The following is a 22813-nucleotide window of genomic DNA, read 5'->3' as shown; positions in this document are numbered from 1 at the left end:
TCAGCCTCCCTTACGATGATCGTAAAATCCGCCGCGCAGCCTTTCGCAGAGCCGCTCATAGGTCAGCCCGTATTTTCCCGCGATGTGCATTGCATAGGCAAGGCCGTCGGGCGGCCTGCGGGTAATCCGAAAAGTCCTTACCGCCGGGTCGTCCTCCCGGACCGAGCTCATCATGCTGACCGTTTCCTCCCCGTGTGCGGCCAGCTCATCGATAAAGGTGACGCACACGGCGGGAGCACCCAGCTTCGCAAGGGCGTCCATCATGCGGCCCCCCAGCAGCAGCGCGTCCGTCAAAGTGGTGGAGGAAAAAATCTCGTTGATGATGAGAATGCTCCGGGAAGTAGCGCGTCCGAGAAGCTCGTGAAGACGTTCGAGATCGTCCTGCAGTTTTCCGTTCTGGGTGGACAAATCCTCCTCCCGCCCAAAATGGGTGAGGATACTGTCAAAAAGGAGGATCGCCGCCTCCCTTCCCGGCACGCACAGCCCCAGGCAGGAGAGATAATGGATCTGTCCGAAGGCACGGGCAAAGGTCGTCTTCCCACCCTGATTGGGGCCGGTCACGACAATGATCCGCTCCGGTGTATTCAGTACAAAATCATTCGTCACCGGCCGCCCGGCACCTCCCATTGAGGAAGCCAAAGCCAGATCAAAACCGTCCCTGTCGTAAAGGTGTTCCGCGCTTTCGCACAATTTCGGGTAACAGAACGGGAGTCCCTTCTCACGATGCGGCCGGATATACTCCAGCCAGGAGAGGTAGAACTGAATTTCACGGGAAAACCGCGCGACGGTCGGGTCGATAAAATCCAGATACTTCGAGCAGAAATGGTCCAGATCCTCAAAAATGTCCTTGTACCACGAGGCGACCATATTCAGCACGGCCGCCTCCACATGCTGCGCGGACGGTTCTTCGGAAAGCTTGCGGCGGTAATTTGTCCCGTCCCCCTGACGGAATTTGTCGAACAGCCTGAGAATTTCCTTACTGTGATCTTCCTGCCCTTCATATTTTCGGACACGGATGACCCCGTTTTTGATCAGCATGCAGTATTCCACGGAAGAAAGCTGTTCGCGCAGCCGGCCGATCTGTTCCCGAAGCTCCGTGAACGCCTCCGTACCCGTATAGGCGGCCAGATACCGCATAAAACCGCGCAGTCCGTCCGAGCAAAGCGTCCGGCCCCGCAGCCTGTCTGTCAGCCCGGCAAGCTCCGTGCAGTAGCTGTCTGAACAGTCGAGCAGACGCCCCTTGGTTAGATAATGATTTTCATAGCTGTTTTCGGACGTGAGCGATTTTTTGATGGCTTCCGTGGATTGGCTGAGGCGATATACGGATTGCGAAAAGTCGGAAAAGAAACCGCGCAGCCCGTCGTCTTCCAGCTCCCGCATGACTTTCTGCCGGTAGGTAATGGTATCGCCGTCGCGAAGCGGCGTGTAGAAAAAGCCCTCGAGCCCGTATTCCTTGCTGCCGTTCAGGATCGGCCGGAAGATCTGGTCAAGATAAAGGTCCCTGAAACAGTCCGGCGCAGCTTCCTTTCTCGGTTTCTCCCACTGCTCCTCAGCCGGAAATAAGATACTGTAAAACACATTGCACACCTCTTCCTGTTTTTCAGTGCTTTGAAGCATACTCGGCAAGACGCCGGAGCGAACCGGTCATATCCTCGTGATGCACCATTACCTGCGGCGGTGCCTTCAGCCGTACCGAGGAATAATTCCAGACCGCGACGATTCCGGCTTTTACCAGCGCGTCGCATACCGGCTGCGCACAGCTTCCGGGCGTTGTGATCACTCCGATTTTCGCGTCCAGCCGGCGGCAGATTTCATTCAGTCTGCCAACAGGGTACACCGGCTTTCCGTACGCACCTTTTTTGATGATTCTCGGGTCAACGTCAAACCCGGCAAGAATATCAAGGTCGTATACGGAATAGCCCGCATAGCTCATCAGCGCCTTTCCCAGCTTTCCGACACCGACGAGGACCACGGCGTCTGTTTTCCTGGACTGCCGGACGGCCTTTGGGCCGGGGACCGGATTGATTTCTTCCATGCCGCACCTTCTTTTGCTTTTCATGATGCAGAAGCCACCGCGCTGCTGCGGCCTTTTCTGGGCACAACAGCCTGACAACGACAAAAAAGCCGATGGCTTCCAAACAGAAGTCATCAGCTTTCACGCATTTCGGTATTACCGCGGGAGTACTTCATTCCCAAGGCTATTATAAAACATGCTTCTGCAAAAATCAATGGGCAATAAAATTCCGTTTAGTGGATAACGCTCCTTACATTTTTCTTTACAAGCCGCACCTAAACGGAGAAAAGGTTGAAAAATCCGTCATAACTTGCTATAATCATAAACGGGAATGAAGTTCTCCCCTAGCTCTGCTAAAATTGCTTTTCAGCTGATGACTTCTATGGTAATCATAGAAAGTGGTCAGCTTTTTATTTTCTCCTTTCACAAAAACAGAAAAATTTACAGTTCAGGCCCTGTTTGTAAAATCAGGAATGCAAATAAGGCCTGGTCGCAGCAACTGAAATGCCAAAATTGGGGGTATCTATGAAAAAAAATATCGCTGTCGCGATCGGAGGGGCGGCCGGAACTATCCTGAGGTATGTGGTCCATCAGCTTCCGCTGCCCTTTGACGAGCTTTACCGTCCCATTCTCACGATCCTGATTAACGTAAGCGGGAGCTTTTTACTGGGCTTTCTGACCATCCTGTTTGCAAAAAAATTCCCGGTGAGCGCCGAAGTGCGCCTGGGCATCACCACGGGCCTGTTGGGAGGATATACCACGTTTTCGACCCTTTGCAAAGAAGCTGTTTTATTGGGCCTTTCCGGGGATGTTTTTCTTTCGGCGGTTTACGTTTTCGCTTCCGTCCTGCTGGGCCTTGCCGCCGCGTGGCTCGGGATCAAAACCGCAAAGCGGATGGAACGGAGGCGCGCCTGATGGATTTTGTCTTACTGAGCGTCGGCGGCGTCTGCGGCGCAATCGCCCGCTATCAGATCGGAGCCGCCTTTTCAAAAAAGCAAAATCATACATTTCCCTTCGGCACCTTTTTCATCAACCTATCGGGCGCATTCCTTCTGGGAATTTTTTGCGGGCTGGGCATCGGCGGAAATTCCTATCTGCTTCTGGGCGACGGCTTTTGCGGCGCCTTTACCACTTTTTCCACCTTTACCGTTGAAAGCGTACAGCTTATACAGCACGACGCCGTCAGGGAGTCCCTATTGTTTATCGTATTGTCGCTGGCAGCCGGTCTTCTTTGTTTTTTGATGGGTTACGGAACGGGGAAGCTTTTTTGAAACGAGCGGGGGGACGCCGTTTCCCCGAAAATCATTGATTTTACGGAGGTGTGGTTATGAGAAGGGTTTTACTTCCGATCGACGGAACAGCGCGGAGCCTGAAAGCGGTCGATTTGATCAAATCGCTCTATACGCCGGAGGATGTGAGCATCGTACTGCTTATGGTCCGGGAAGACACGGAAACGATGTATTCGGAAGAGGAACTGCAAAAATCCAAAGCGCAGCTGAAATCGACCTTGGACGCGGTGGCCGGACAGCTGCCGGGCTATCCCGTGCGAAAGCAGGTCGTTTTCGGGCGGGCCGGCGACCAGATTCTCGAATGTGCAGAGCAGGACGAAATCGATATTATTGTGATGACCAAATCCACAAAGACCGGCCTGTCCCAGAAAATCGGCTCGGTTGCAGCCTATGTCGTAAAATACGCGAAATGCATCGTCATGATCGTGCCGGAAAATATGCCCCGTGAAAAATCGGCGGGGAACGTGCTGAAATGCCGGCATATGGACGATATCGTTACGCTGAGCGGCCAGATGAGCTTTCGGTCCAGCTCCTGTCTGCTTCCGGTGCAGGCGGGAAAATGCGTGTACAGCATCACGGTGCTGGAGGGAAAGCTGCGCCTGAACCACAGCGCCTACGACCCGGACGGCGGCACATGGTCCGCCCCGCTGCAAAACGGCCAGCCGGAGCATTATGACCTGAAAAAGGGCGAGGAAAGAGAAATCCGTCTGGAAGCAGGCATTGCATTCCGTCAGCTCGACCAAATCGAGGTCGTCAACCCGAGTATGACGTCTCCGCTGAAATTTCACTATATCGCACGGTTTGAAAGTCTGGAGGAATAACCGGCGTTATAGGCCGCGTCTTATTTCTCACCTGAAATCCCAATATTCATATGTTGAAAGACCAGAAAATAAAGACAAGGTATGATACCTTGTCTTTATTTTTTAGGAAGTAGTGCAAATGGATTTTTGTCGCTGATGATGAACGGCGTTGTCGGCCCTTTGTACGGTTACGGCATATTATTCCCGGCACAAAGGCAGAAGGGATGTCCGGAAGGGTCTATCATTGTTACAAACTCACTGCCCCCGAATTGTGACGCCGCTTTCGTCGCACCGAGAGACTGGGCATATTCAACCGCTGCCGGGACATCCGGCACCTGAAAATCGAAATGCATCTGTTTTTGCTGTTTCCCTTTTTCTTCCGGCCATATGGGTGGGACATAATGCTCTTCTTCGATAAACAAAAACACAATCCCATTTTTATTGCACAATGCAGGACGGCCAAACATTTTCCGTTTTTCCCATCCAAGCAATCTGTGGTAGAATTCGCACAGCCTTTGTTCGTCATCGCAGTCAACCATTACATTGCCCAAGCAGATTCCGTCAATCATAAGAACTCCTCCTGTATAAGTTTTTGCGGTCGCATGCCTGATAATTTATCTCTATTATAGCATATGGCAGTCCAAAGAAGGCGAAATCTCATATTGAAAATCAGGATGCCGTTATCAGGGTGTCGGCTGGGATGTCAATCATATCTTAAACCACGTGATGCTCTTTCAGAAGCTTTTCAATGTCGGTGCCCTGGGTTTTTTTCAGAAGCAGCTTCATGGCAAGCCTCTCTTTGAACCCAAGCTCCATATCGGTAATTTTCTTGCCGTCGCGCAGGGATACGGTGGAGTTCAGCAGGTCCCGCACATCATACACGCTGCCCCAGACCTCCGGCACGCCGCGGTCGATGTTCAGCAGGGTATACACCGCTTCCATGCCGGTGCGGATGGAATATTCGGTGGTGAAAATGGTGTCGCGCGCAGTCTCGGCGAACTGACCGAGGAAAGCGAAATTGACGGCGCCCTTCGGAACGACCAGAGGACGGTCCCCCTTTGCCCTGGGCATGAAGAACGCGGTGATATACGGCATCATGCAGGGAATCGTGTTGGCGCTCTTTTCGGCAAGCCCGGGGATTTCGGATTCCGGTACTCCCATATGATACAGCCACTCCATGCAGATTTCCTTACCGGTGCATTCCCGCATGCTTTTTTTGACGTAGTTGCCGGGCTTGTCGCTGAACAGGCCGTAAATCCAGCCCACAAGCTGCCCCTTCGGCTGGGAGCGGAACTGCGGTTGACGGTTGAACGTCCAGCTTAAAAGCCAGTTTGAATCCTTTGCCGTGACGATCCCGCCGGTGACCACCTTCCCCGAGAACGGGTCGCGCTTGCAGATTTTCTGAATATACGGCGGAATCTTGCCGTCCAGGGTGGTGACGGTGGCGCTCATCCAGTTGCTTTGTTCCGGATTATGGCAGAATTTGTCCGGATGACCGAAAGACGGGTCCTGTGCGGCGATCTTCCGCCACATATCCCAGCCGCCGCCCGCTTTGATTTCGGTATTGAACGGGGCAGGCTCGTTCTGGCCGCCGAGGGAGGAATTCTCCACGCAGCCGCCGTTGGTGATAAAGATCAGATCGTCCTCGGTCAGATCGATATTCTCCGTCTTGCCGTCACAAAGAACGATCACGCGCTTCGCCGTCTTTTTGTCCTTCTGAATATCGAACTCCACGCTGACGACCCTGGTGCCGTAATGGAACTGCACCCCGTTGGATTCCAGATATTTGATCATGGGCAGAATCATTGACTCATACTGATTGTATTTGGTAAAACGCAGCGCCGTAAAATCGGGAAGGCCGCCCACATGATGGATAAAGCGTTTGATATACAGCTTCATCTCCAGAGCGGAATGCCAGTTTTCAAAGGCGAACATCGTGCGCCAGTACATCCAGAAATTAGAGTTCAGGACCTCGTCGCTGAAATACTCGTCGATGCGCTTATTGTAAAGCTCTTCGTCGGGAGTAAAGAACAGCTCCATGATTTCTTCCGCGCCCTTATCCGAGAGCCCGAATTTTTTGTCGGTGTGCGCGTCCTCCCCGCGGTTGACCGTTGCGCGCATCAGCGAATAGTTCGGGTCCTTCTTGTTCAGCCAGTAGTACTCGTCGAGCACGCTGATTCCTTCCGTCTCAATGGACGGAATGGAACGGAACAGGTCCCACATGCATTCGAAATGGTTATCCATTTCCCGGCCGCCGCGCATGACATAGCCCAGATTCTCATAGAGATATCCGTCGCAGGCGCCGCCCGGAATCGGGTCCTTCTCCAGAATGTGGACATGGCTGCCCTTCATCTGCCCGTCGCGGACAAGGAAGCAGGCGGCTGCCAGCGCAGCGAGGCCGGAGCCTACAATATAAGCGGACTTGTGATCGACGCCTTCCGGCTTAACCGGGTGTGCGAAAGCTTCATAATTCCCGCTGGAATAATACATAAAAGTTACCTCCGTTTGTTTTGGTTTCTGAAAATATTGTATCCATTCCGGCAGAAGGATTCCATAAACAGAAAACGCGCCGTGATGAAAATTTCATCACGGCGCAAAAATTGTAAAAAGTTTTATCATTCCGGGCATTTTGATAAAGGAATATCCGTGCGGTAGTTGTCCAAAGCAGAGGTGATATTGCCGTGAACCAGCGAGCTGAGCCGGTCAATGATCGTCTGAGGCTCCTCTTTCATGCCGTTCTTGATCCAGTCCAGCATCAGTCCTACAAATCCGTATTTATAGAAATCCGCGATGAACTTTTTATCCTCGTCACGGACGGCCATGCCCTGCGCCTTTTCTTCGACGACGCCGATCAGAAGATCATAGGTCAGCTTGTACAGATAGATTTCCACCTGCTCCCGGCTGACGGAATGATAGACATTCAAGATAAACGGCTTGTTGGCAAGCACCGCTTCAAAAATCTGCAAAAATCCCTGCTGCCAGGTATCGTATGTCTTCTTGCCTTCCAGAGCCTTGGTCGCATCCTCCACGCACGACCATTCCACCAGATCGAAAATGTCCTTGAAATGGTAATAAAAAGTCATGCGGTTGATGCCGCAGTCCTCCGCAATGTCATTGATCGTTATCTTATCCAGCGGCTTCTGGAGCAGCAGGTTTTTCAGGGAAGCTTCCAAAGCCCGTTTTGTTGTCTGAGACATACGGAGCACCACCTTGTATCTTTCGATTTTTAAAACGCTACGATTGATATATTCTTTGCCGTTTCAGGTATAGCATACAATAAAAAAATGTCATGTGCAAGTTCCGGCCGGAACCGCCTCATTGAAAACAAGCCGGACAAAATGTCCGGCTTGTCAAAACAGGAACCAGAGGGGCGATCAATCAGCCTTTCGCATTTTCGTCAAATCCCAGAAACCACGTGGCGGCAAAGGAAGAGACCACGGAGATGACCAGAGTCGCGACGGCGAAATAGAAGTTGGTCATCACGCCGGAACCGTCCGTAGGAATAAAGGTCGGCAGAGCCGCAAACCCGGGGGAAACCACCGCATACTGCTTGAGCTGTACGATCCCGGCAAATAATCCGCCGATTCCGCCGCCGATCATCGCGCCGATAAACGGACGCTTGAAGCGCAGAAGCACACCGAAGATAGAGGGTTCGGTAATACCCAGCACACCGGTAAGACCGGCGGAGAAAGACATGGCCTTGATGTCCTTATCTTTGGATTTCACCCATACCGCCAGAGCCGCGGCGCCGACCGCGACATTGGCGGCCAGCATTCCCGGCATAACGAACGCGTCATAGCCCTGCGCGCCCATGGAAGCAAACACCAGCGGGAACAGCGCCTGATTCATTCCCGTCATAACAAGGAACGGTGTAAACGCACCGATCAGTCCGACGGAGAGCCAGCCGAGCTGGGTATTGATAAACATCAGTGCCTGAGCGACATAGTTACCGAGGATGATGCCCAGAGGTCCTAATACGATCAGGGTCACCGGGGTGACAATGAGAATGGTCAAAAGGGGCTTTGCGAAAAATTTGATTTCCTTTGGAGTGATCCTGTCGATCCCCTTATCCACATAATACATAAACAGGACACCCAGAATGATCGGAATGACCGACGTATTGTAGGTCGCCTGCGTTACGGGAATTCCAAGGAAATTCAGTCCGGCAATGCCGTCTATGTTTTTGTGAACCAGAATAGTGGCGAGATACGCGCCCATCATCGGGTTCATCCCGATTTTGCGGGCGGCGCTGTAGCCGACGAAAATCGGCAGGAAGAAGAATCCCGCGTTATTAATGGTGTTCATAATGACGTAGGTGCCGGTTTCGGTGGACAGACCGAAGAAGGTCACGCAAATGTTGAGCACGGCGCTTACCAGGCCGGCCGCAACCAGAATCGGAAGAACGGGAACGAAAGTGCCGCTGATAAAATCGACAATGGTTCCGCCGATGTTTTTCTTGCCGTTTTCGTCCACCTTACCGCCCTTTTTAAAGTTTCCGAGCTGAATAAACGCGTGGTACACATTCCCGACATCGGTACCGATGACCGCCTGAAGCTCGTCACCGCGCAGTACCACGCCCATCACGCCGGGAACCGCTTTCAGAGCGCTCTCGTTTACCTTGGCCGGATCGTTCAGCGTCAGCCTCAGGCGGGTGGCGCAGTGGTTGACCACGGCGACATTTCCCGTTCCCCCGCAGTTTTCCAGAATGTTTTTTGCAAGTTCGTCGTATTTTGCCATAAATTTTCCTCCCTTATTTTCCCCAATCCTGTCCGTTGGAACGGATCAGCTTGGAATACCAGTAAAACGAGTCCTTTTTTACCCTTTTCAAATCCAGAAGCTCTTCATCGGTGGTGTTGACGTACACCAGTCCATACCGTTTGGCCATTCCGTTTCCGGTACTGAGCAGGTCCGTAAACGACCACGGATTATAGGCAATCACCTCGCAGCCGTCCATAACGGCGAGGCCGACCTGATAAATCTGATCACGCAGGAAATCAATCCGCTTCGGGTCATGGACGTGTCCGTCGGGATCGATGGATTCGTGCGCGCCGTAGCCGTTTTCCGTAATCATCATGGGAAGATGGTAGTGGTCCCAAACGTAACGCAGCATATACCGCAGGGCGATCGGGTCGATCTCCCAGTCCCAGTCGTTTGTCTCCACATACGGATTCGGCGCCAGCTGGTACAGGCCGGGGAATTTGGGGTACACGAACTGCCCCTTTACCCCATTTTTATTCAGCTGCTGTTCCACGGGCCTGTCGTCCGGCTTACAGTCCTTCGCTACATTGCTGCGGTAACAGTTCAGAGCAAAGAAATCGATTTTTGCCGAACGTATCAGTTCCATGTCCCCCGGACGGATATCCGGGTCGATGTCGTTTTCCTTCCAGAAGCGCTTGATAAAGCCGTTGTACTCTCCGTAAGCGTACAGGTCGTCCCAGATTTTTTCGGTCAGTTCCTCCGCGTTCATTGCGGCGATCTGGTCCTCCGGCCTGCAGCTTTCGGGATAGATGGGAACATAACCCGGAACCGGGCCGATCTTCCCGTCGCTTACCAGCTCGTGGCAGGCAAGGACAGCCTTGGCGTGGCAGACATTCATAATATGGTTGATCTTCCATTTATCCTTCTCCCAGTCGGTGCAGCCCTTGTCAACACCCAGCCATTTTCCGTAGCAGATCTGCATGTTCTGCTCATTGATGGAAAGCCAGTATTTTACCCGGTCCCCGAACGCCTCAAAGCAGACCCTTACATAGTGGTCGAAAGCGTCGATCACGCGGCGGTCATGCCACCCGTCCAGCTTTTCATCGACCCACACCGGCATATCGTAGTGGTACAGGGTAACGATGGGGGTGATCTTGTGCGCAATCAGCTCGTTAATCAGATTGTTGTAAAATTCAATGCCTTTTGGATTCACCTTGCCGCTTTCGTCCGGAATGATACGCGACCACGAAAGAGAGAAACGGTAGGAGGAAAACCCGCACTCCGCCATCAGCGCCACGTCCTCCTTGTAGTGATGGTAGTGGTCCGCCGCGATGCTGTTGTCCGTGAAGGGCTTTTTGGTTTTGCTGTTCAGGTCAATGATTGCGTCGGTTCTTCCGTCCTCTGCGACTGCTCCCTCCACCTGCCACGCCGCGCTGGAAGCACCCCACATGAAATCTTTTGGAAATACAGGATCTTTCTTGTAATACATTCTTATCTTCCTTTCCTATTAAACTATGTTCTGTGTTCTGTTTTTTGGGTTTAAAGATTGCGGCGTGTCAGGATCAGCAGCTGACCAAGTTCACGCACATCGCCCAAAACGGGCCGGATATCGCCGTACTCTTCCGTATTGCTGACGATCACGGGGACCGTCACGTCAAAGCCTTCCTTTTTGATTTCCTCCAGATCAAACTCCAGAAGCAAATCCCCGGGCCGTACCTTCTGTCCTTTCTTCACATGTATCGTAAAATGCCGGCCATTTAGCTTTACGGTATCCAGACCGACATGAATCAGTAATTCCGCTCCGTTTGCAAGCGTCAGACCGACCGCGTGCTTCGTTTCTGCGACCGTGGAAACCACTCCGCTGCCGGGCGCCACAATCCTTCCGGAAACCGGCTGCACCGCCGCGCCTTTCCCCAGCATTTCCTCCGCGAAAAGGGGGTCCCTGACTTCCTGAAGGGGAATGGTCTTACCGGCGGCGGGTGATTTCACCGAGCCGGAATCCTCCGGTTCACCTGTTTCTGCATTGTTCTTTTTTCTGAATAAACCAAACATGACTTTGTCCTTCCTGAATCGTTGATTTTCTGCCTTACACCTTTCTATAATGAGTCTGAACGTAAATTCCGGATATGGATGGTCAGATAGGAAAGCTCCATTTCCGACATCTTATGCGAATAATTTTTTTCAATAAATTCAGCCACCCTTTGACTGCACCGGTAATCCTCCCGATACATTTTGCGGACGACTTTCCCAAAATCCCGATCGGCCCTGTCCTGCTCTTTCCATTCGCCGCCTTCGATAATGCGGCGGCCCAGAAATCGCAGATGGGTGATAAACCGCTCCAGCCGGAACGACTCTTCGTCCAAAGATCCTCCAAGATATTCCTGAACGATTTTGAGGACCCCGCTTACCAGCTTTGTGGCGTCCATCAGATCGGGCATATCCGAATTATATTCCGCGCACACGATATGCATCGCGATAAACGCGGCCTCGTCTTCGGAAAATTCAATGCCCAGGCGCCGGGCGATCAGTCCGACCGCATACTCTCCGATCGCGAATTCGCGGCTGTAAAACTTTTTGATTTCCCATTTCAGCGCATTGGGAAACATCAGCCCCTTTTGGTAACGCTGAATGGCAAAGCTGATATGGTCGGTCAGCGTAACCAGCACGTTTTTGTTCAGTTCTTTCCCCAGATACTGTGCCGCGTATTCCACGATATCGCTCGACAGCTTAAAGTGCTCCTCCGGCAGCTCCTCCAGCTGGCTGATGAGCCGGTCCATGGAATTCTGGCTGTCCATCCTGATGACCTTTTCGATTTTTTCAGGATCGATGACATCTCCGTGCCTGCCGTTGAACCCGATTCCCTTTCCCATTACAATGACATGCTCATTGTTTTTATCCCGGGCATATACCACATTATTATTGATGATTTTTACAATTTTCAAGCTTGCTTCATCTCCTTGTCAACCCCCGGGAATTCAGTAAAAAAGAGTTTCTGAAGAGGGTGCACGATTAGCTTTCCCACGCTTACAGATATGTTTCAAATGTCTTCCTGATCTCCTGAACCGCCTCCGCCTCATCCTCACCGCTGACGGTAACCGTTACTTTGTCCCCCTGCTTCACGGCAAGGCCCATCATGTCGAACAGTTTCTTCATGTCCGCTGTTTTCCCGTCCGCCTTTTTCAGTGTGCTGACGCTGGAAAAGCTTTTCGCCGCTTTTACCAGCGCTCCCGCCGGACGGGCATGGATCCCCAGAGCATCCTTAATCAGAATATCAAACTGCTTCATTGTTTACTCCTTTGATTTTTGGCAAAAAAATAAACCATATTACGCGCAGGAATCCCCTGTGCATAATATGGTTTTGCCCTTTTCGGTAACAAGCCATTCATCATTAACTTGTGCCTTTATCATATATAGCTTTTCTTTATTTGTCAACCATTTTCAACATTTGTACGCTAATTTGGAGGATCATCTAAAATTCAGGAATAAATTTTGAACACATTGCAGAAATCCTAAGATATTAAGGTCGTCTTGAATGCCTTTACGGTGTTCCATCGACCGGGTCACGGCACTGATGGCAATACTTTTGCAAGGCATATAAAGCAAGGCAGATGTAATACAATTAGTTTAATTAATTGCAATACGGAGGTGGTTTCGTGAGTAAATTTCGAATTCCCCGGACACCGGCTACTACAAACAAGACAATCCGTTTTCCAAATAACATTATTGAGCAGGTTGAGGCCGCCATATCCGGAAAAGAATGTACATTTTCTGCCTTTGTCATTGAAGCAGTTCGCGTTGCTCTGCAAGATATTGACAATGAAGATGAGTAAACTCTGCCTGAACGGGGGTTTCTCCCGCGATAGACGAAAGAGGAGGACAAGGCTATCCATAGTCTTGTCCTCCTCTTTTTAAAAGTTTAAATTGTAAAAATATGTCGGCACCCAATAATATCAATCAACAATAAACAGTTTGGCTCCCTTTTCCGTGTGTGAACGATGGGGATTCTTATCTTCGGCAACATGATACTCATTCCGGGCGTCAGTACAAATTGCCTTCCGTCCTCCAGCTCAGTTACCAATTCCCCCCAGAACTAAAAGCACATGTCCACGCTTACACCAATGATCTGCCGAATATCCGGGTGAGTACTCCACCATGCGGCCCCTGATATTTCCCGTTTCAAGGGTACGCCAAAAGGCCTCTCCCGTTATACCAAGATGTTTTGTCGGCTTAACCGTATTCCAGTCAACCGTGCCAAAGGGAACTTTCTGGATTCTCATCTTGTTCGCACCTTCCTTATTTTCTTAAATGTACTTTCCTTATTATATATTGCAATCATAAAAAGGCAAAGAAATTCAAACCGGGATGCACGGCTTGCAAAGCAGAAGCCCCCGCGCCAAGCGTGGGGGCTTCTGCTAAAAATGGAATATGGGAGGAGATTTAACAAAAAAGCTCTTTTACTTTACTCAAACGGATTTTCTGTCCCGTACAGCATGGTTTTAGGCTGATTAAAGGAAATATCCGTGATGCCCAGCGTACGAAACACCGTGAACAGGGGGCTTCCCGCATGGGCAAACGCCACGGCGCCATGGTGGGGATAATGCTTTTCAATCAGGACGTGACGGTAGAAACGGCCCATTTCCGGAATTGCAATGATTCCTATCCCGCCAAAGGAACGGGTCGCGACCTCAAGCACCTCACCCTGCGCGATATATGCGGACAGCTTTCCCTGTGCAGAACCCTGCAGCCGGAAGAAAGTGATCTTTCCGGGTGCGATGTCGCCCTCCAGTGTTCCGCGGGTAAAATCGGGCTCCCCGCCGTTTTCCAGCAGACGGTTCTGGATCAGCTGGTATTTCACCGCCGCGCCCTTTGACAGCTTGCAGAACGGCGTATTCCCGCAGTGGAAGCCCATAAAGGTATCTTTCAACGTATAGGGGTACTTTCCGGCGATCTCATCCTCATAAAGGTCGCGCGGCACGCTGTTGTTGATATCCAGCAAGGTAACGGCGTCGCCTGTCACACAAGCGCCGATGTATTCGCTCAAAGCGCCGTAAATGTCCACCTCACAGGCCACCGGGATTCCCCGGGAGGTCAGGCGGCTGTTGACATAACATGGCTCAAACCCGAATTCTTTCGGGAAGGCAGGCCAGCATTTATCCGCGAAGGCCACATATTTTTTGGCCCCCCTGTTGTCTTTCGCCCAATCGAGCAGGGTAAGCTCAAACTGCGCCATGCGGGGCAGAAGGTCAGGATAATGGTTTCCGTCGACCCCCAGCTCTTTGGCCATATCTTCCGCAACATCGGGGATGCGGGGGTCCTCCTTGTGTTCGTGATAGGCTACCAGAAGGTCCAGTTCCGAATTTTCCTGAACCTCGACGCCGAGGTCGTACAGAGGCTGAATCGGCGCGTTGCAGGCGAAGAAGTCCTGCGGACGGGGGCCGAAAGTGATGATCTTCAGTGAATTGATTCCTATCAGCGCCCGGGCCACCGGCACAAAACGGGCCATCATATCGCTTATCTCTTCCGCCGTACCGACCGGATATTCGGGGATGACGGCCGGAATATGGCGCAGCGCGAGGTTGTAAGAACAGTTGAGCATCCCGCAGTAAGCGTCGCCCCTCCCGTTGATCAGGTCCTTGCCCGTCTCCTCCGCGGCCGCCACAAACATGACCGGTCCGTCAAAGTATTTGGCAATCAGCGTTTCGGGCGTTTCCGGACCGAAGTTGCCCAAAAACACCACCAGCGCGTTGCAGCCGGCCGCTTTTACTTCGGCGACGGCCTCCATCATATCCCGTTCATTTTCCACCGTTGTCTGCGCTTCATAAACAGGGCCGTATTTTTCCGTGAAGGAGTCGACAACCGCTTTTCTTCTCTTTTGGGAAAGAGAGATAACAAAGCAATCGCGGCTGACGGCGATAATCCCCAGATTTACCTCGGGAATATTATTCATTTTGATGTCTCCTCTCTGCTATTTAATGGAAGCTCCATTTCAGTGCTTCATAGAATTTTGTATATTTTGCGTAGTGCTCCGCGTAAAGAGGAACATTTTCAGCAATCGGCATCGTCACGCTTTCCGGACGGATCAGGGGTACGGTCTCCTCCAGACCGCTCCAGACGCCCGCAGTCACGCCCGCCGCCAGAGCCGCCCCGAACGAACCGCCTTCCGCGCTGCCGTATACGGTCCGCACGGGAAAGCCAAAGACGTCCGCAAAAATCTGCCGCCAGAGCGGGCTGACCGCTCCGCCGCCCGCGATGACGATTTCACTGGAACTTTCCGCGCCGATCATCCCGTACACCTGACGCAGGGAAAAAGCAACACCTTCCAGAACACTCCTGGCAAAATGCCCCTTCCCGTGGCGGGAAGTCACGCCGAGGAACGCCCCTTTTGCGGCGGGGTCATTCAGCGGCGCCCGCTCGCCGGACAAATACGGCAGGAAGAACATTCCTTCACAGCATGGGGGAACACAAGCCGCTTCGGCGTCAAGCAGCGCGAACGCGCTTTTGCCTTCCACCGCCGCTTTCTGCATTTCATACTGCCCAAGCGCGTTCCGGAACCACTGATAGGAACCGGCCGCCGCGAGCGTTACGCCCATCGCGCTGAACGAACCCGGTTCATTGCCGCAGAACACCTGAATCATCCCTTTGGGGTTCTCCAGAAAGGATCCAAGGCTCATGGCAACAACGCCGGAGGTCCCGACCGTCACGCCGATCCGGCCCGACTTCGCCAGCCCGAGACCCGTAGTGGAAATGACTGCGTCTCCGCCGCCGCCCCCGACGGGGGTCCCCTCCGGCAGCCCGGTGAGTTCCGCCGCTTCTTTCGTCACATATCCCGAAACGGCGGTGGACTCCACCGTTTCCGGGAATAAATCGGGATCAAGGCCGACTTTCCGGATCAAAGAGACCGCCCATCCGCGTTCGCGTACGCAGAAGAAGCCCGTACCGGAAGCGTCGGAAACGTCCGTCTTGATTTCCCCCGTCAGCTTCAAGCGAATATAGTCTTTCGGGTTGATCACACGAACGGTCTTCCCGTAATTTTCAGGTTCCTTTTCCTTCATCCAGAGGATTTTGCCGCCCGTGTATCCCGTCAGCATCCGGTTATTGGTTGCCGCCAGAAGCGCGTCCGGCCCCCCGGCCAGTTTGGTAATTTCTTCGCACTGCGCGCCGGTCCTCTGGTCATTCCAGAGAATCGCCCGCCGTACTACGCGGTTTTTATGATCCAGCGCCACCATTCCGTGCATCTGACCCGACAGACCCACAGCAGCGACTGTTTTTCCTTTCAGAAGCGGCGCAGCTTTCCGGAGTCCGGACACCACGCCTTTCCACCAGTCCCCGGGGTCCTGTTCGGACCACCCTTCCTGCGGTGCATAACAGGGATATTCCTCCACGACGGAGCCCAGAATGGTTCCACATTCGTCCAGTGCGAGAATTTTGCACCCGGAAGTCCCAACGTCTATCCCGAGCATACATTTTCCATCCATCTGATTGCCTCCGTTCCACCGTCACAGCGTGATATTCCGGCCCTTTAGACCGGGGAAGGCTCCGTCCGCCTGCAGACCGGATTCCGGATGCGCGATCAGCCACTTGTTCCGCGCGAACAGCAGTCTGTCTTCGCCCTCCGTTTCCGGTTTTGCCTGAAGCGGAAGATTGGTCCCCCGCGGCAGGACGATCGCGTCGCGAAACCCATCCGCCGACGCATTGCAGGGAGCGAAATGCAGGGTGGTGGCATACAGCTCCACCACCGTCCCGGCGGGAACCTTAAACGCTTCGACAAGGGCGGTATCGTATTCAAAGGTCAGGGCGTCGACATCCTGCAATAAGCCCAGCAGCAAAATCAGATCTGTTCCCGCAACGTTGATTTCGGAGCTGCGGTGGTATTCCAGGGCATTGAGCCGGTCATTGCTGCCGTTGCAATAGCCGAGCTCGATTTCCATACCGCCGAATTCCCGGTCCCGCAGCTCGCGGAATATTTCCAGCTTTTCAAGCTCCGGGTCGGAAGCCGTGTAAATCGTGGAATCGGGCGGTTTCGGCGTTTCCGCCAGCTTTTTCAGAAGCTGGGCGCAATCGAATCCGGTCACAATTCTTCCGTATTTCTGAAATGCTTTTTCCCGGACCGATTGAACCGCAATTGTCTCACTCATCGTCTTCACTATCCTTAGAAAAGTTTTAAAGGTGCTTCTTACGTAAATATCTTTTTAAAAAGATTCATGGTATACCCGCCTTGTTTTTACAAATAAAAAATAAAGAGCAGGTAAAATTGTACTGAAAACAGCTTTTCTATGTGCAATACAACGGATAACCGCAGCCATCATTTTGACCGGCAGGCTGCCGCCGGGTGGCTTTCACGAGCTAACGCCCGAACGGCGGCCCAAAACGCCTATATTTAGAACTAAAACAAAAAACTTAAAGAAAACTTGTAAAAATATCGGCCCGGATATGGAATCCGGAATTGATTCGTGTTATGATTTTCATAAAAATAGAAATCTTAAAGGGTGCATTGGATTGAATAATCTTCAGGTAAGAGATGCGAATAAAAACAGAATCATCAACTTTCTTTACTCCAACAACGGAGCAACCAAACAAAATATTGCGGAAACTCTGGGGCTGAGTATGCCCACGGTTTCCCTCATTTTAAAAGACCTCGAAAGACGCGGTCTGGTGACGAAATCCGGAACGCTGGAATCTTCCGGGGGAAGAAAGCCGTTCGTCAACTCATTGGCGTATGGCGCCAGACTTTCCTGCGGAATAGAGGTAACCCAGAACCATATCCGCTTTGTCATGATCGATCTGGGGGAAAATGTCCTTTTCTATAAGAAAATCCGCGAAACGTTTCAAAACGACGATGCTTACTTTAAAACTCTGGCCGATAATTTAGAGCTTTTTCTGCAGGAAAACCATGTGGACCGAAGCAAGCTTCTGGGAGTCGGCATTGCGGTCCCCGGGCTGATGAACCCGAAATCCGATATTTTGGAATACAGCCCGACGCTGCGTGTAAAAGACCTTCCAATCGACCGCCTGAAAAAGGATATCCCATACCCCGTTATGGTCAACAATGAAGCAAGTCTGGCAGGCCTTGCGGAAATCTGGAAAATGGACGGAACGGAAAGCGCCGTCTTTCTTTCCGTCAACAAAGGGGTCGGCGGAGCAATTATCATTGACAACAAGCTTTACGGCGGCGTAAACGGGCATTCCGGCGAATTCGGCCACATGACGATCGTTCAGGACGGGCTCGTTTGTTCCTGCGGAAAAAAGGGATGTCTGGAAGCGTACTGTTCCACAAAGGTTTTAACGGAGCCGAATTTTGAAGATGTCGACGATTTCTTCGCGTCGCTTGAGATGGGCAACCAGTATTGCAGGCAAAAATGGGAAATCTATCTGGATTATCTCGCTACGGGGATCAATAATATCCGGACGATCTTCGACTCCGATATTATTATCGGCGGCGAAATTGACCGGTACCTCGAGAAATACTCGGACCTGCTGTTTAAAAAGCTGCTTCCGCTCAATTCCTTCGGGGCTTCCCCGGATTATCTGCATTTCAGCCGCTTTAACGACAAGGCAAGCGCGATCGGCGCAGCACTGCTGCAAATCGATTCGTTCCTGAACGACTGAACCGCTTATTTCCGCTCCGTATTGCCGGGATTTTCTGTTTCCCCTTTTTCAGAACCCTCTGTTTTCCAATCGCTTGCCGATACGGCAAGCGATTGTTTGTATTCCCTCCACGCGTAGGCTCCGAACGCCGCGGAAGCCAGAAGAAAAACAGCGCTGACAAGCCCCGTGACCCAAAGTGGGAGAGTGCTTGTTTTTTGGACAGCCGCTTCGACGATGCCTTTCGTCAGATACAGCAGATAAAGCACAACCAGCGCGCGCAGGGTCAGCCTGACTTTGGCACGCTTCCGTCTGGCCTGAATTTCTTCGGATTGATTCTGCATAGGTCAGCCCCGCATTCTTTTTATGGATTCAATCGGTCTGTACAGTCTACTGCTTTCCCACCTTATGGTTTGAAACGACGTCAAAGATAACGGCCGCCAGAAGCACGGCGCCTTTGACCACATACTGCCACTCGTCCGGCAGTCCGTAAATCGACATCCCCTGATTCATGACCCCGAGCAGAATGGCGCCGATCATAATTCCGGAAACGGTTCCGGAGCCGCCGTAGGCCGACGCGCCGCCGATAAAACAGGCAGCGATCGCGTCCATTTCGTAGGAATTCCCCATGTTGCCGTCTACGGAGCCGATACGGGCCGCTACCAGCAGTCCGGAGAACCCGGCCAGCACGCTCATGAGAAAGTAAGCCCAGAAATATACGCGCCTGGGGTCAATGCCGGACAGCTTCGCTGCTTTCTCATTCCCGCCCACGGCGTAAAAATACCGGCCGAAGGCGGTCTTGATCGTAATAAATGCGAAAATCAATACCACCAGCAGAATCCAGATCAGCATAACCGGGATGCCTTTGTAGTTTGCAAGCTTCCAGCAGTACGCAATAATCAGGGCGTCTATCACGCCGATCTTGATAAAGGTCATCGCGGAGGACTCTACTTCATAGTTCTTTTTCGCCCTCTTGGCCCGGTTGGCAAGCATCAGGACGGTCAGAAGAACGGAAACCGCTATCCCGGTAATCAGCGCCGACGGGTGGAAGGATTTGGAGTCCAGGCCGGGAACGTCAATATAAGAAATAAACGTGTTGAGGAACGCGGTGTTCTGAATATTGACCGTTTTGGATGCCAGGACGACGCGCCCCAGTCCCCGGAACAGGAACATGCCCGCCAAAGTCGCGATAAACGGCGGCACGTGTATATAGCCGATCCAAAATCCCTGCCAGATTCCGATTACCGCGGCAATCAGCATTGCAATGAGAATGGTAGGCAGCGCGCCCATGGAACTCTGGCCCATCAGCTGCGCCGCAACGGCGCCGACCAGGCAGAGCGTAGCGCCGACCGACAGGTCAACGTTGCCGCCGGTCAGGATACACAGCAGCATGCCGCATGCCATCACCAGAACATAGGCGTTCTGCAGCAGCAGATTTGAGATGTTTTGGGCATACATCAGCCTGCCGTTCGTCAGGACAGAGAAGAAAATAAAGACCACGACCAACGCGATGGCCATTGTATATTTTTTAATCAGGGTAGATGCTTTCGTAGATGCTTTCATACTTCTGCCTCCTATGCGTCCTTTTGTTCATCGGGGACGCTTCTTTTGCCGGAGCGGAGAATCGCGGCCATGATCTTTTCCTGCGTTGCTTCAGCGCTTTCCATCTCGGCTACCAGGGAGCCTTCGTTCATGACGTAGATTCTGTCGCACATTCCCAGAAGTTCCGGCAGCTCGGATGAAATCATGACGACCGATTTCCCCTGCGCGGCCATATCGTTCATAATGCAATAAATTTCATACTTCGCTCCCACGTCGATCCCGCGGGTCGGCTCATCCAGAATCAGGACATTTGGGTCCGCAAACATCCACTTTGAAAGCAAAACCTTCTGCTGATTGCCGCCCGAAAGATTCCCCACAAGCTGCTGCACGGTCGGCGTCTTGATGTTGAGAGCGGTTTTACTTTTTTCCGCGACATGGTTTTCCATCCCGACGTCGATGATCCCCCTCTTGTCACAGACCTTCTTCAGCCGGGCCATCGTGGTGTTCTTTGCGATCGTGTCGATCAGAACCAGTCCGTTCGTCTTACGGTCTTCGGTCACATAGGCGAGGCCGTGCTCAATGGCTTCCCTTTCGGTTTTCAGGTGGACCTCCTGCCCGTTCAAAAACTCCTGTCCGGAAATACTGCTGCCGTAGTTTTTCCCGAACAGGGACTTTGCCAGTTCAGTGCGCCCCGCGCCCTGCAGACCGGAAAAGCCGACAATTTCCCCCTTATGTACATGAAAACTGACGTTGTTTACCACGCATTTTTCTGTGTAAACCGGATGGCAGACGCTCCAGTTTTTTACTTCCATACCGATTTCCGGGCTGACCTTACGTTCTCTGGAGGGAAATCGGCTGGTCAGTTCGCGGCCGACCATCCCCCGGATGATACGGCTTTCGTCAATGTTGTGACTTTCATTTTTGATTGTCTCGATCGTCGCCCCGTCCCGCAGAACCGTGATCCTGTCGGCCACGTAGGCGACCTCCGACAATTTATGCGAAATAAGGATAGAAGTCATTCCCTGCTTTTTAAATTGCAGCAGCATATCTAAAAGCATTTTCGATTCTTCTTGATTCAGAGAAGAGGTCGGTTCGTCCAAAATCAGCAGCTTCACGTTTTTGGAAAGCGCTTTTGCGATTTCGACCAGCTGCTGCTTCCCTGTTCCGATATCCTTGATCAGTGTCGTTGCCCTCTCCTGCAGCCCCACTTCTTTTAAGTGTTTTTCCGCCTGGTTGTAAGTTTCGTGCCAGTCGATGCCGAGATTCCCCTTGCGTTCATTTCCGAGAAACATGTTTTCGCCAATGGAAAGCTCCGGAATCAAAGCCAGTTCCTGATGAATAATGACGATCCCCAGCTTTTCGCTGTCGTGAATGCGTTTAAATTGGCATTCCTTCTCATTGAAAAGAATCGTACCCTCATACTCTCCGTAAGGAATGGTCCCGCTTAAAACATTCATCAGGGTTGATTTTCCGGCGCCGTTTTCCCCGACCAGCGCGTGGATTTCCCCGCGCCGTATTTCCAGATTTACATTGTCAAGCGCTCTGACACCGGGATACAGTTTTGTGATGTTTTTCATCCATAAAATATTGTCCGGCATGCTTATGCCCCCTGAAACGAGAATTTTTTTTGTTTGATCAATGAAAGGATGGACGGGGCCAATCCGGCCCCGTCCGAAGCAGCCGCCGTCAATTACTTCTTTGCTTTGGGATATTTACCGTCCATCGTATAGTATCCCGTGTCAACCAGTTCTTTCTGGAGATTGTCTTTTGTAACGACGGTCGGCACAAGCAGGAAGGAAGGAACAATTCCCTTCTTGTTATCATAAGACTTCGTGTCGTAAGAGCAGTCGAACTTCCAGCCCGCCGACTGAATCAGCTGGCCGTCCGGCTTATCCCCGTTCAGGATCGCCATGCCGAGATCAAGCGTAACGACCGCTTCGTTCGCAACCGCCTTATAAACGGTCATGGACTGCTTGCCGTCCAGAATGTTCGCGAGGTTTGCCTCATCGCCGTCCTGCCCCGTGATAACCGGAGTATTGTTTCCCTTATAATCGGATTCGATCGCCTGGGTAACGCCAAGCGCAGTGGAATCGTTGGAGCAAAGGGCGACGTCCAGCTGCGTTTTGCCGTCCGAATAATAGGAAGCAAGAATGTTCTGCATACGGTTCATGGCATTTTTGGTATCCCAGGCTGCGGTCGCAACCTGCTGGAACGTCGTCTGGCCGGACGGGATTTTCAGAATGCCGTCGTCTATGTAGGGTTTCAAGGCGTCCATCGCGCCGTTAAAGAAGAAAGTCGCGTTGTTGTCGGCCGGGTCGCCCGCGGTGAACTCGATGTTATAGGTTTTGGATTTGTCGCCCTGCTTCAAACCGAGCTGATCGATTACGAACTGGCCCTGCAGCTGGCCTACCTTGTAGTTATCGAACGATACGTAATAGGCGATTGCGTCTGTGTTCATAATCAGCCGGTCATAGGAGATAACAGGAATATTTGCGCTCTTTGCGCTGCTCAAAACGTTGGAAAGCGACTCGCCGTCGATCGCCGCCACAACCAGAAGGTTGACTTTGTCGGCAATCAGATTCTCAATATCCTTGACCTGCTGGTCAATTTTGTTGTCCGAATAAGTAAGCTTTACATCGCAGCCCTTACCCTTAAATTGCTGCTCCAGATAAGAACCGTCCCGGTTCCAGCGCTCCAGAGATTTCGTGGGCATGGAAATGCCGATCAGCTTGCCGCCGCCAGTTGTTCCCCCGCCGGAAGTTTCCGCGGTGCTTGCCGTGGCGGGCGTGCTCGCGCCTTCCGAACCATTGCTGCAGGCCGCCATCGACAGAACCATTGCACAGGCCAATACAGCTGCCAAAAACTTTTTCATAATACGTTCCTCCTTA

Annotated in this window: 23 protein-coding genes and 1 riboswitch; of the genes, 5 read left to right on the top strand and 18 right to left on the bottom strand. The window is 52.1% G+C overall.

What is annotated here, in order from left to right; translation table 11 throughout:
• Positions 1-1617, bottom strand: coding sequence for a DNA mismatch repair protein MutS (locus LY85_RS11795; RefSeq protein ID WP_141826788.1), 1617 nt, complete (start codon positions 1615-1617; stop codon positions 1-3).
• Positions 1601-2059: a redox-sensing transcriptional repressor Rex gene (locus LY85_RS11790; protein WP_185741198.1), complete on the bottom strand. Its 459-nt coding sequence runs from the start codon at positions 2057-2059 to the stop codon at positions 1601-1603. The genes LY85_RS11795 and LY85_RS11790 overlap by 17 nt, the downstream gene beginning before the upstream one ends.
• Before the next feature lie 273 nt (positions 2060-2332).
• Positions 2333-2404: riboswitch (Fluoride riboswitch) on the top strand.
• 135 nt (positions 2405-2539) lie between these two features.
• Here LY85_RS11790 and LY85_RS11785 point away from each other — a divergent pair.
• Genes LY85_RS11785 through LY85_RS11775 form a run of 3 tightly spaced genes read left to right on the top strand, consistent with a single transcriptional unit; the run spans position 2540 to position 4124 of the window.
• Entirely contained in the window at positions 2540-2929 is a 390-nt protein-coding gene (locus LY85_RS11785) for a CrcB family protein (protein ID WP_185741197.1), read from the top strand.
• A complete protein-coding gene (gene crcB, locus LY85_RS11780) occupies positions 2929-3285 on the top strand; it encodes a fluoride efflux transporter CrcB (RefSeq protein ID WP_141826785.1) in 357 nt (118 codons plus the stop codon). Before LY85_RS11785 ends, crcB begins: the two co-directional genes overlap by 1 nt.
• A gap of 56 nt (positions 3286-3341) precedes the next feature.
• Positions 3342-4124: a universal stress protein gene (locus LY85_RS11775; RefSeq protein WP_052010412.1), complete on the top strand. Its 783-nt coding sequence runs from the start codon at positions 3342-3344 to the stop codon at positions 4122-4124.
• Positions 4125-4291: 167 nt separating this feature from the next.
• Here the strand turns inward: LY85_RS11775 and LY85_RS11770 are convergent, their stop codons facing one another.
• The 8 genes from LY85_RS11770 to LY85_RS11735 all read right to left on the bottom strand — a co-directional run bounded on the left by LY85_RS11770 (position 4292) and on the right by LY85_RS11735 (position 12086).
• Positions 4292-4672 (bottom strand): VOC family protein, encoded by a 381-nt coding sequence (locus LY85_RS11770; protein ID WP_141826784.1) that lies wholly within the window; start codon positions 4670-4672, stop codon positions 4292-4294.
• A 145-nt stretch (positions 4673-4817) separates the two neighbouring features.
• Positions 4818-6593: an oleate hydratase gene (locus LY85_RS11765; RefSeq protein ID WP_141826783.1), complete on the bottom strand. Its 1776-nt coding sequence runs from the start codon at positions 6591-6593 to the stop codon at positions 4818-4820.
• A gap of 125 nt (positions 6594-6718) precedes the next feature.
• On the bottom strand, positions 6719-7300 hold the full coding sequence (locus LY85_RS11760) for a TetR/AcrR family transcriptional regulator (protein ID WP_141826782.1): 582 nt from the start codon (positions 7298-7300) through the stop codon (positions 6719-6721).
• A gap of 181 nt (positions 7301-7481) precedes the next feature.
• On the bottom strand, positions 7482-8840 hold the full coding sequence (locus LY85_RS11755; protein WP_141826781.1) for a PTS transporter subunit EIIC: 1359 nt from the start codon (positions 8838-8840) through the stop codon (positions 7482-7484).
• 13 nt (positions 8841-8853) lie between these two features.
• A complete protein-coding gene (locus LY85_RS11750; RefSeq protein WP_141826780.1) occupies positions 8854-10290 on the bottom strand; it encodes a glycoside hydrolase family 1 protein in 1437 nt (478 codons plus the stop codon).
• Between the two features lie 50 nt (positions 10291-10340).
• The gene (locus tag LY85_RS11745; RefSeq protein ID WP_141826779.1) at positions 10341-10853 is read right to left on the bottom strand and encodes a PTS glucose transporter subunit IIA; all 513 of its coding nucleotides are present in this window, start codon (positions 10851-10853) and stop codon (positions 10341-10343) included.
• Between the two features lie 44 nt (positions 10854-10897).
• On the bottom strand, positions 10898-11743 hold the full coding sequence (locus LY85_RS11740) for a PRD domain-containing protein (RefSeq protein WP_141826778.1): 846 nt from the start codon (positions 11741-11743) through the stop codon (positions 10898-10900).
• Positions 11744-11825: 82 nt separating this feature from the next.
• The gene (locus tag LY85_RS11735) at positions 11826-12086 is read right to left on the bottom strand and encodes an HPr family phosphocarrier protein (protein WP_141826777.1); all 261 of its coding nucleotides are present in this window, start codon (positions 12084-12086) and stop codon (positions 11826-11828) included.
• A gap of 368 nt (positions 12087-12454) precedes the next feature.
• Here LY85_RS11735 and LY85_RS19320 point away from each other — a divergent pair, with 368 nt between their 5' ends.
• A complete protein-coding gene (locus tag LY85_RS19320; protein WP_185741196.1) occupies positions 12455-12631 on the top strand; it encodes a YlcI/YnfO family protein in 177 nt (58 codons plus the stop codon).
• A gap of 237 nt (positions 12632-12868) precedes the next feature.
• Here the strand turns inward: LY85_RS19320 and LY85_RS19555 are convergent, their stop codons facing one another.
• The 4 genes from LY85_RS19555 to LY85_RS11715 all read right to left on the bottom strand — a co-directional run bounded on the left by LY85_RS19555 (position 12869) and on the right by LY85_RS11715 (position 16924).
• Positions 12869-13078 (bottom strand): DHCW motif cupin fold protein, encoded by a 210-nt coding sequence (locus LY85_RS19555; protein ID WP_243122540.1) that lies wholly within the window; start codon positions 13076-13078, stop codon positions 12869-12871.
• 182 nt (positions 13079-13260) lie between these two features.
• The gene (locus LY85_RS11725) at positions 13261-14748 is read right to left on the bottom strand and encodes a fucose isomerase (RefSeq protein ID WP_141826776.1); all 1488 of its coding nucleotides are present in this window, start codon (positions 14746-14748) and stop codon (positions 13261-13263) included.
• A gap of 22 nt (positions 14749-14770) precedes the next feature.
• Positions 14771-16276 carry a xylulokinase gene (gene xylB / locus LY85_RS11720; protein WP_141826775.1) on the bottom strand — a complete coding sequence of 502 codons (1506 nt, stop codon included), beginning with the start codon at positions 16274-16276 and terminating at the stop codon, positions 14771-14773.
• A 21-nt stretch (positions 16277-16297) separates the two neighbouring features.
• Positions 16298-16924, bottom strand: coding sequence for a DUF4867 family protein (locus LY85_RS11715; protein ID WP_141828069.1), 627 nt, complete (start codon positions 16922-16924; stop codon positions 16298-16300).
• Positions 16925-17297: 373 nt separating this feature from the next.
• Between LY85_RS11715 and LY85_RS11710 the strand changes: the two genes are divergently transcribed.
• A complete protein-coding gene (locus tag LY85_RS11710) occupies positions 17298-18407 on the top strand; it encodes an ROK family transcriptional regulator (RefSeq protein ID WP_185741195.1) in 1110 nt (369 codons plus the stop codon).
• Between the two features lie 5 nt (positions 18408-18412).
• Here the strand turns inward: LY85_RS11710 and LY85_RS11705 are convergent, their stop codons facing one another.
• The 4 genes from LY85_RS11705 to LY85_RS11690 form a co-directional block, all read right to left on the bottom strand.
• Complete coding sequence (locus LY85_RS11705; RefSeq protein WP_141826773.1) at positions 18413-18727, bottom strand: hypothetical protein; 315 nt, start codon at positions 18725-18727, stop codon at positions 18413-18415.
• A gap of 46 nt (positions 18728-18773) precedes the next feature.
• Entirely contained in the window at positions 18774-19946 is a 1173-nt protein-coding gene (locus tag LY85_RS11700) for a sugar ABC transporter permease (protein WP_141826772.1), read from the bottom strand.
• Between the two features lie 11 nt (positions 19947-19957).
• A complete protein-coding gene (locus tag LY85_RS11695) occupies positions 19958-21523 on the bottom strand; it encodes a sugar ABC transporter ATP-binding protein (protein ID WP_141826771.1) in 1566 nt (521 codons plus the stop codon).
• Between the two features lie 92 nt (positions 21524-21615).
• Positions 21616-22797, bottom strand: a complete 1182-nt coding sequence (locus LY85_RS11690) for a sugar-binding protein (protein ID WP_141826770.1) — start codon at positions 22795-22797, stop codon at positions 21616-21618.
• Between the last annotated feature and the right edge of the window lie 16 nt (positions 22798-22813).

The organism is Clostridium sp. KNHs216 (assembly GCF_006714885.1).
Taxonomy (GTDB): domain Bacteria; phylum Bacillota; class Clostridia; order Oscillospirales; family Acutalibacteraceae; genus Caproiciproducens.
This window is presented reverse-complemented; position numbering and strand designations above follow the sequence as displayed.

Bases quoted from the DNA above. Each gene is read 5' to 3' on its own strand.
- LY85_RS11795 (WP_141826788.1), bottom strand. From the start codon at position 1,617: ATGCTTCAAAGCACTGAAAAACAGGAAGAGGTGTGCAATGTGTTTTAC.
- LY85_RS11790 (WP_185741198.1), bottom strand. From the start codon at position 2,059: ATGAAAAGCAAAAGAAGGTGCGGCATGGAAGAAATCAATCCGGTCCCC.
- LY85_RS11785 (WP_185741197.1), top strand. From the start codon at position 2,540: ATGAAAAAAAATATCGCTGTCGCGATCGGAGGGGCGGCCGGAACTATC.
- crcB (WP_141826785.1), top strand. From the start codon at position 2,929: ATGGATTTTGTCTTACTGAGCGTCGGCGGCGTCTGCGGCGCAATCGCC.
- LY85_RS11775 (WP_052010412.1), top strand. From the start codon at position 3,342: ATGAGAAGGGTTTTACTTCCGATCGACGGAACAGCGCGGAGCCTGAAA.
- LY85_RS11770 (WP_141826784.1), bottom strand. From the start codon at position 4,672: ATGATTGACGGAATCTGCTTGGGCAATGTAATGGTTGACTGCGATGAC.
- LY85_RS11765 (WP_141826783.1), bottom strand. From the start codon at position 6,593: ATGTATTATTCCAGCGGGAATTATGAAGCTTTCGCACACCCGGTTAAG.
- LY85_RS11760 (WP_141826782.1), bottom strand. From the start codon at position 7,300: ATGTCTCAGACAACAAAACGGGCTTTGGAAGCTTCCCTGAAAAACCTG.
- LY85_RS11755 (WP_141826781.1), bottom strand. From the start codon at position 8,840: ATGGCAAAATACGACGAACTTGCAAAAAACATTCTGGAAAACTGCGGG.
- LY85_RS11750 (WP_141826780.1), bottom strand. From the start codon at position 10,290: ATGTATTACAAGAAAGATCCTGTATTTCCAAAAGATTTCATGTGGGGT.
- LY85_RS11745 (WP_141826779.1), bottom strand. From the start codon at position 10,853: ATGTTTGGTTTATTCAGAAAAAAGAACAATGCAGAAACAGGTGAACCG.
- LY85_RS11735 (WP_141826777.1), bottom strand. From the start codon at position 12,086: ATGAAGCAGTTTGATATTCTGATTAAGGATGCTCTGGGGATCCATGCC.
- LY85_RS19555 (WP_243122540.1), bottom strand. From the start codon at position 13,078: ATGAGAATCCAGAAAGTTCCCTTTGGCACGGTTGACTGGAATACGGTT.
- LY85_RS11725 (WP_141826776.1), bottom strand. From the start codon at position 14,748: ATGAATAATATTCCCGAGGTAAATCTGGGGATTATCGCCGTCAGCCGC.
- xylB (WP_141826775.1), bottom strand. From the start codon at position 16,276: ATGGATGGAAAATGTATGCTCGGGATAGACGTTGGGACTTCCGGGTGC.
- LY85_RS11705 (WP_141826773.1), bottom strand. From the start codon at position 18,727: ATGCAGAATCAATCCGAAGAAATTCAGGCCAGACGGAAGCGTGCCAAA.
- LY85_RS11700 (WP_141826772.1), bottom strand. From the start codon at position 19,946: ATGAAAGCATCTACGAAAGCATCTACCCTGATTAAAAAATATACAATG.
- LY85_RS11695 (WP_141826771.1), bottom strand. From the start codon at position 21,523: ATGCCGGACAATATTTTATGGATGAAAAACATCACAAAACTGTATCCC.
- LY85_RS11690 (WP_141826770.1), bottom strand. From the start codon at position 22,797: ATGAAAAAGTTTTTGGCAGCTGTATTGGCCTGTGCAATGGTTCTGTCG.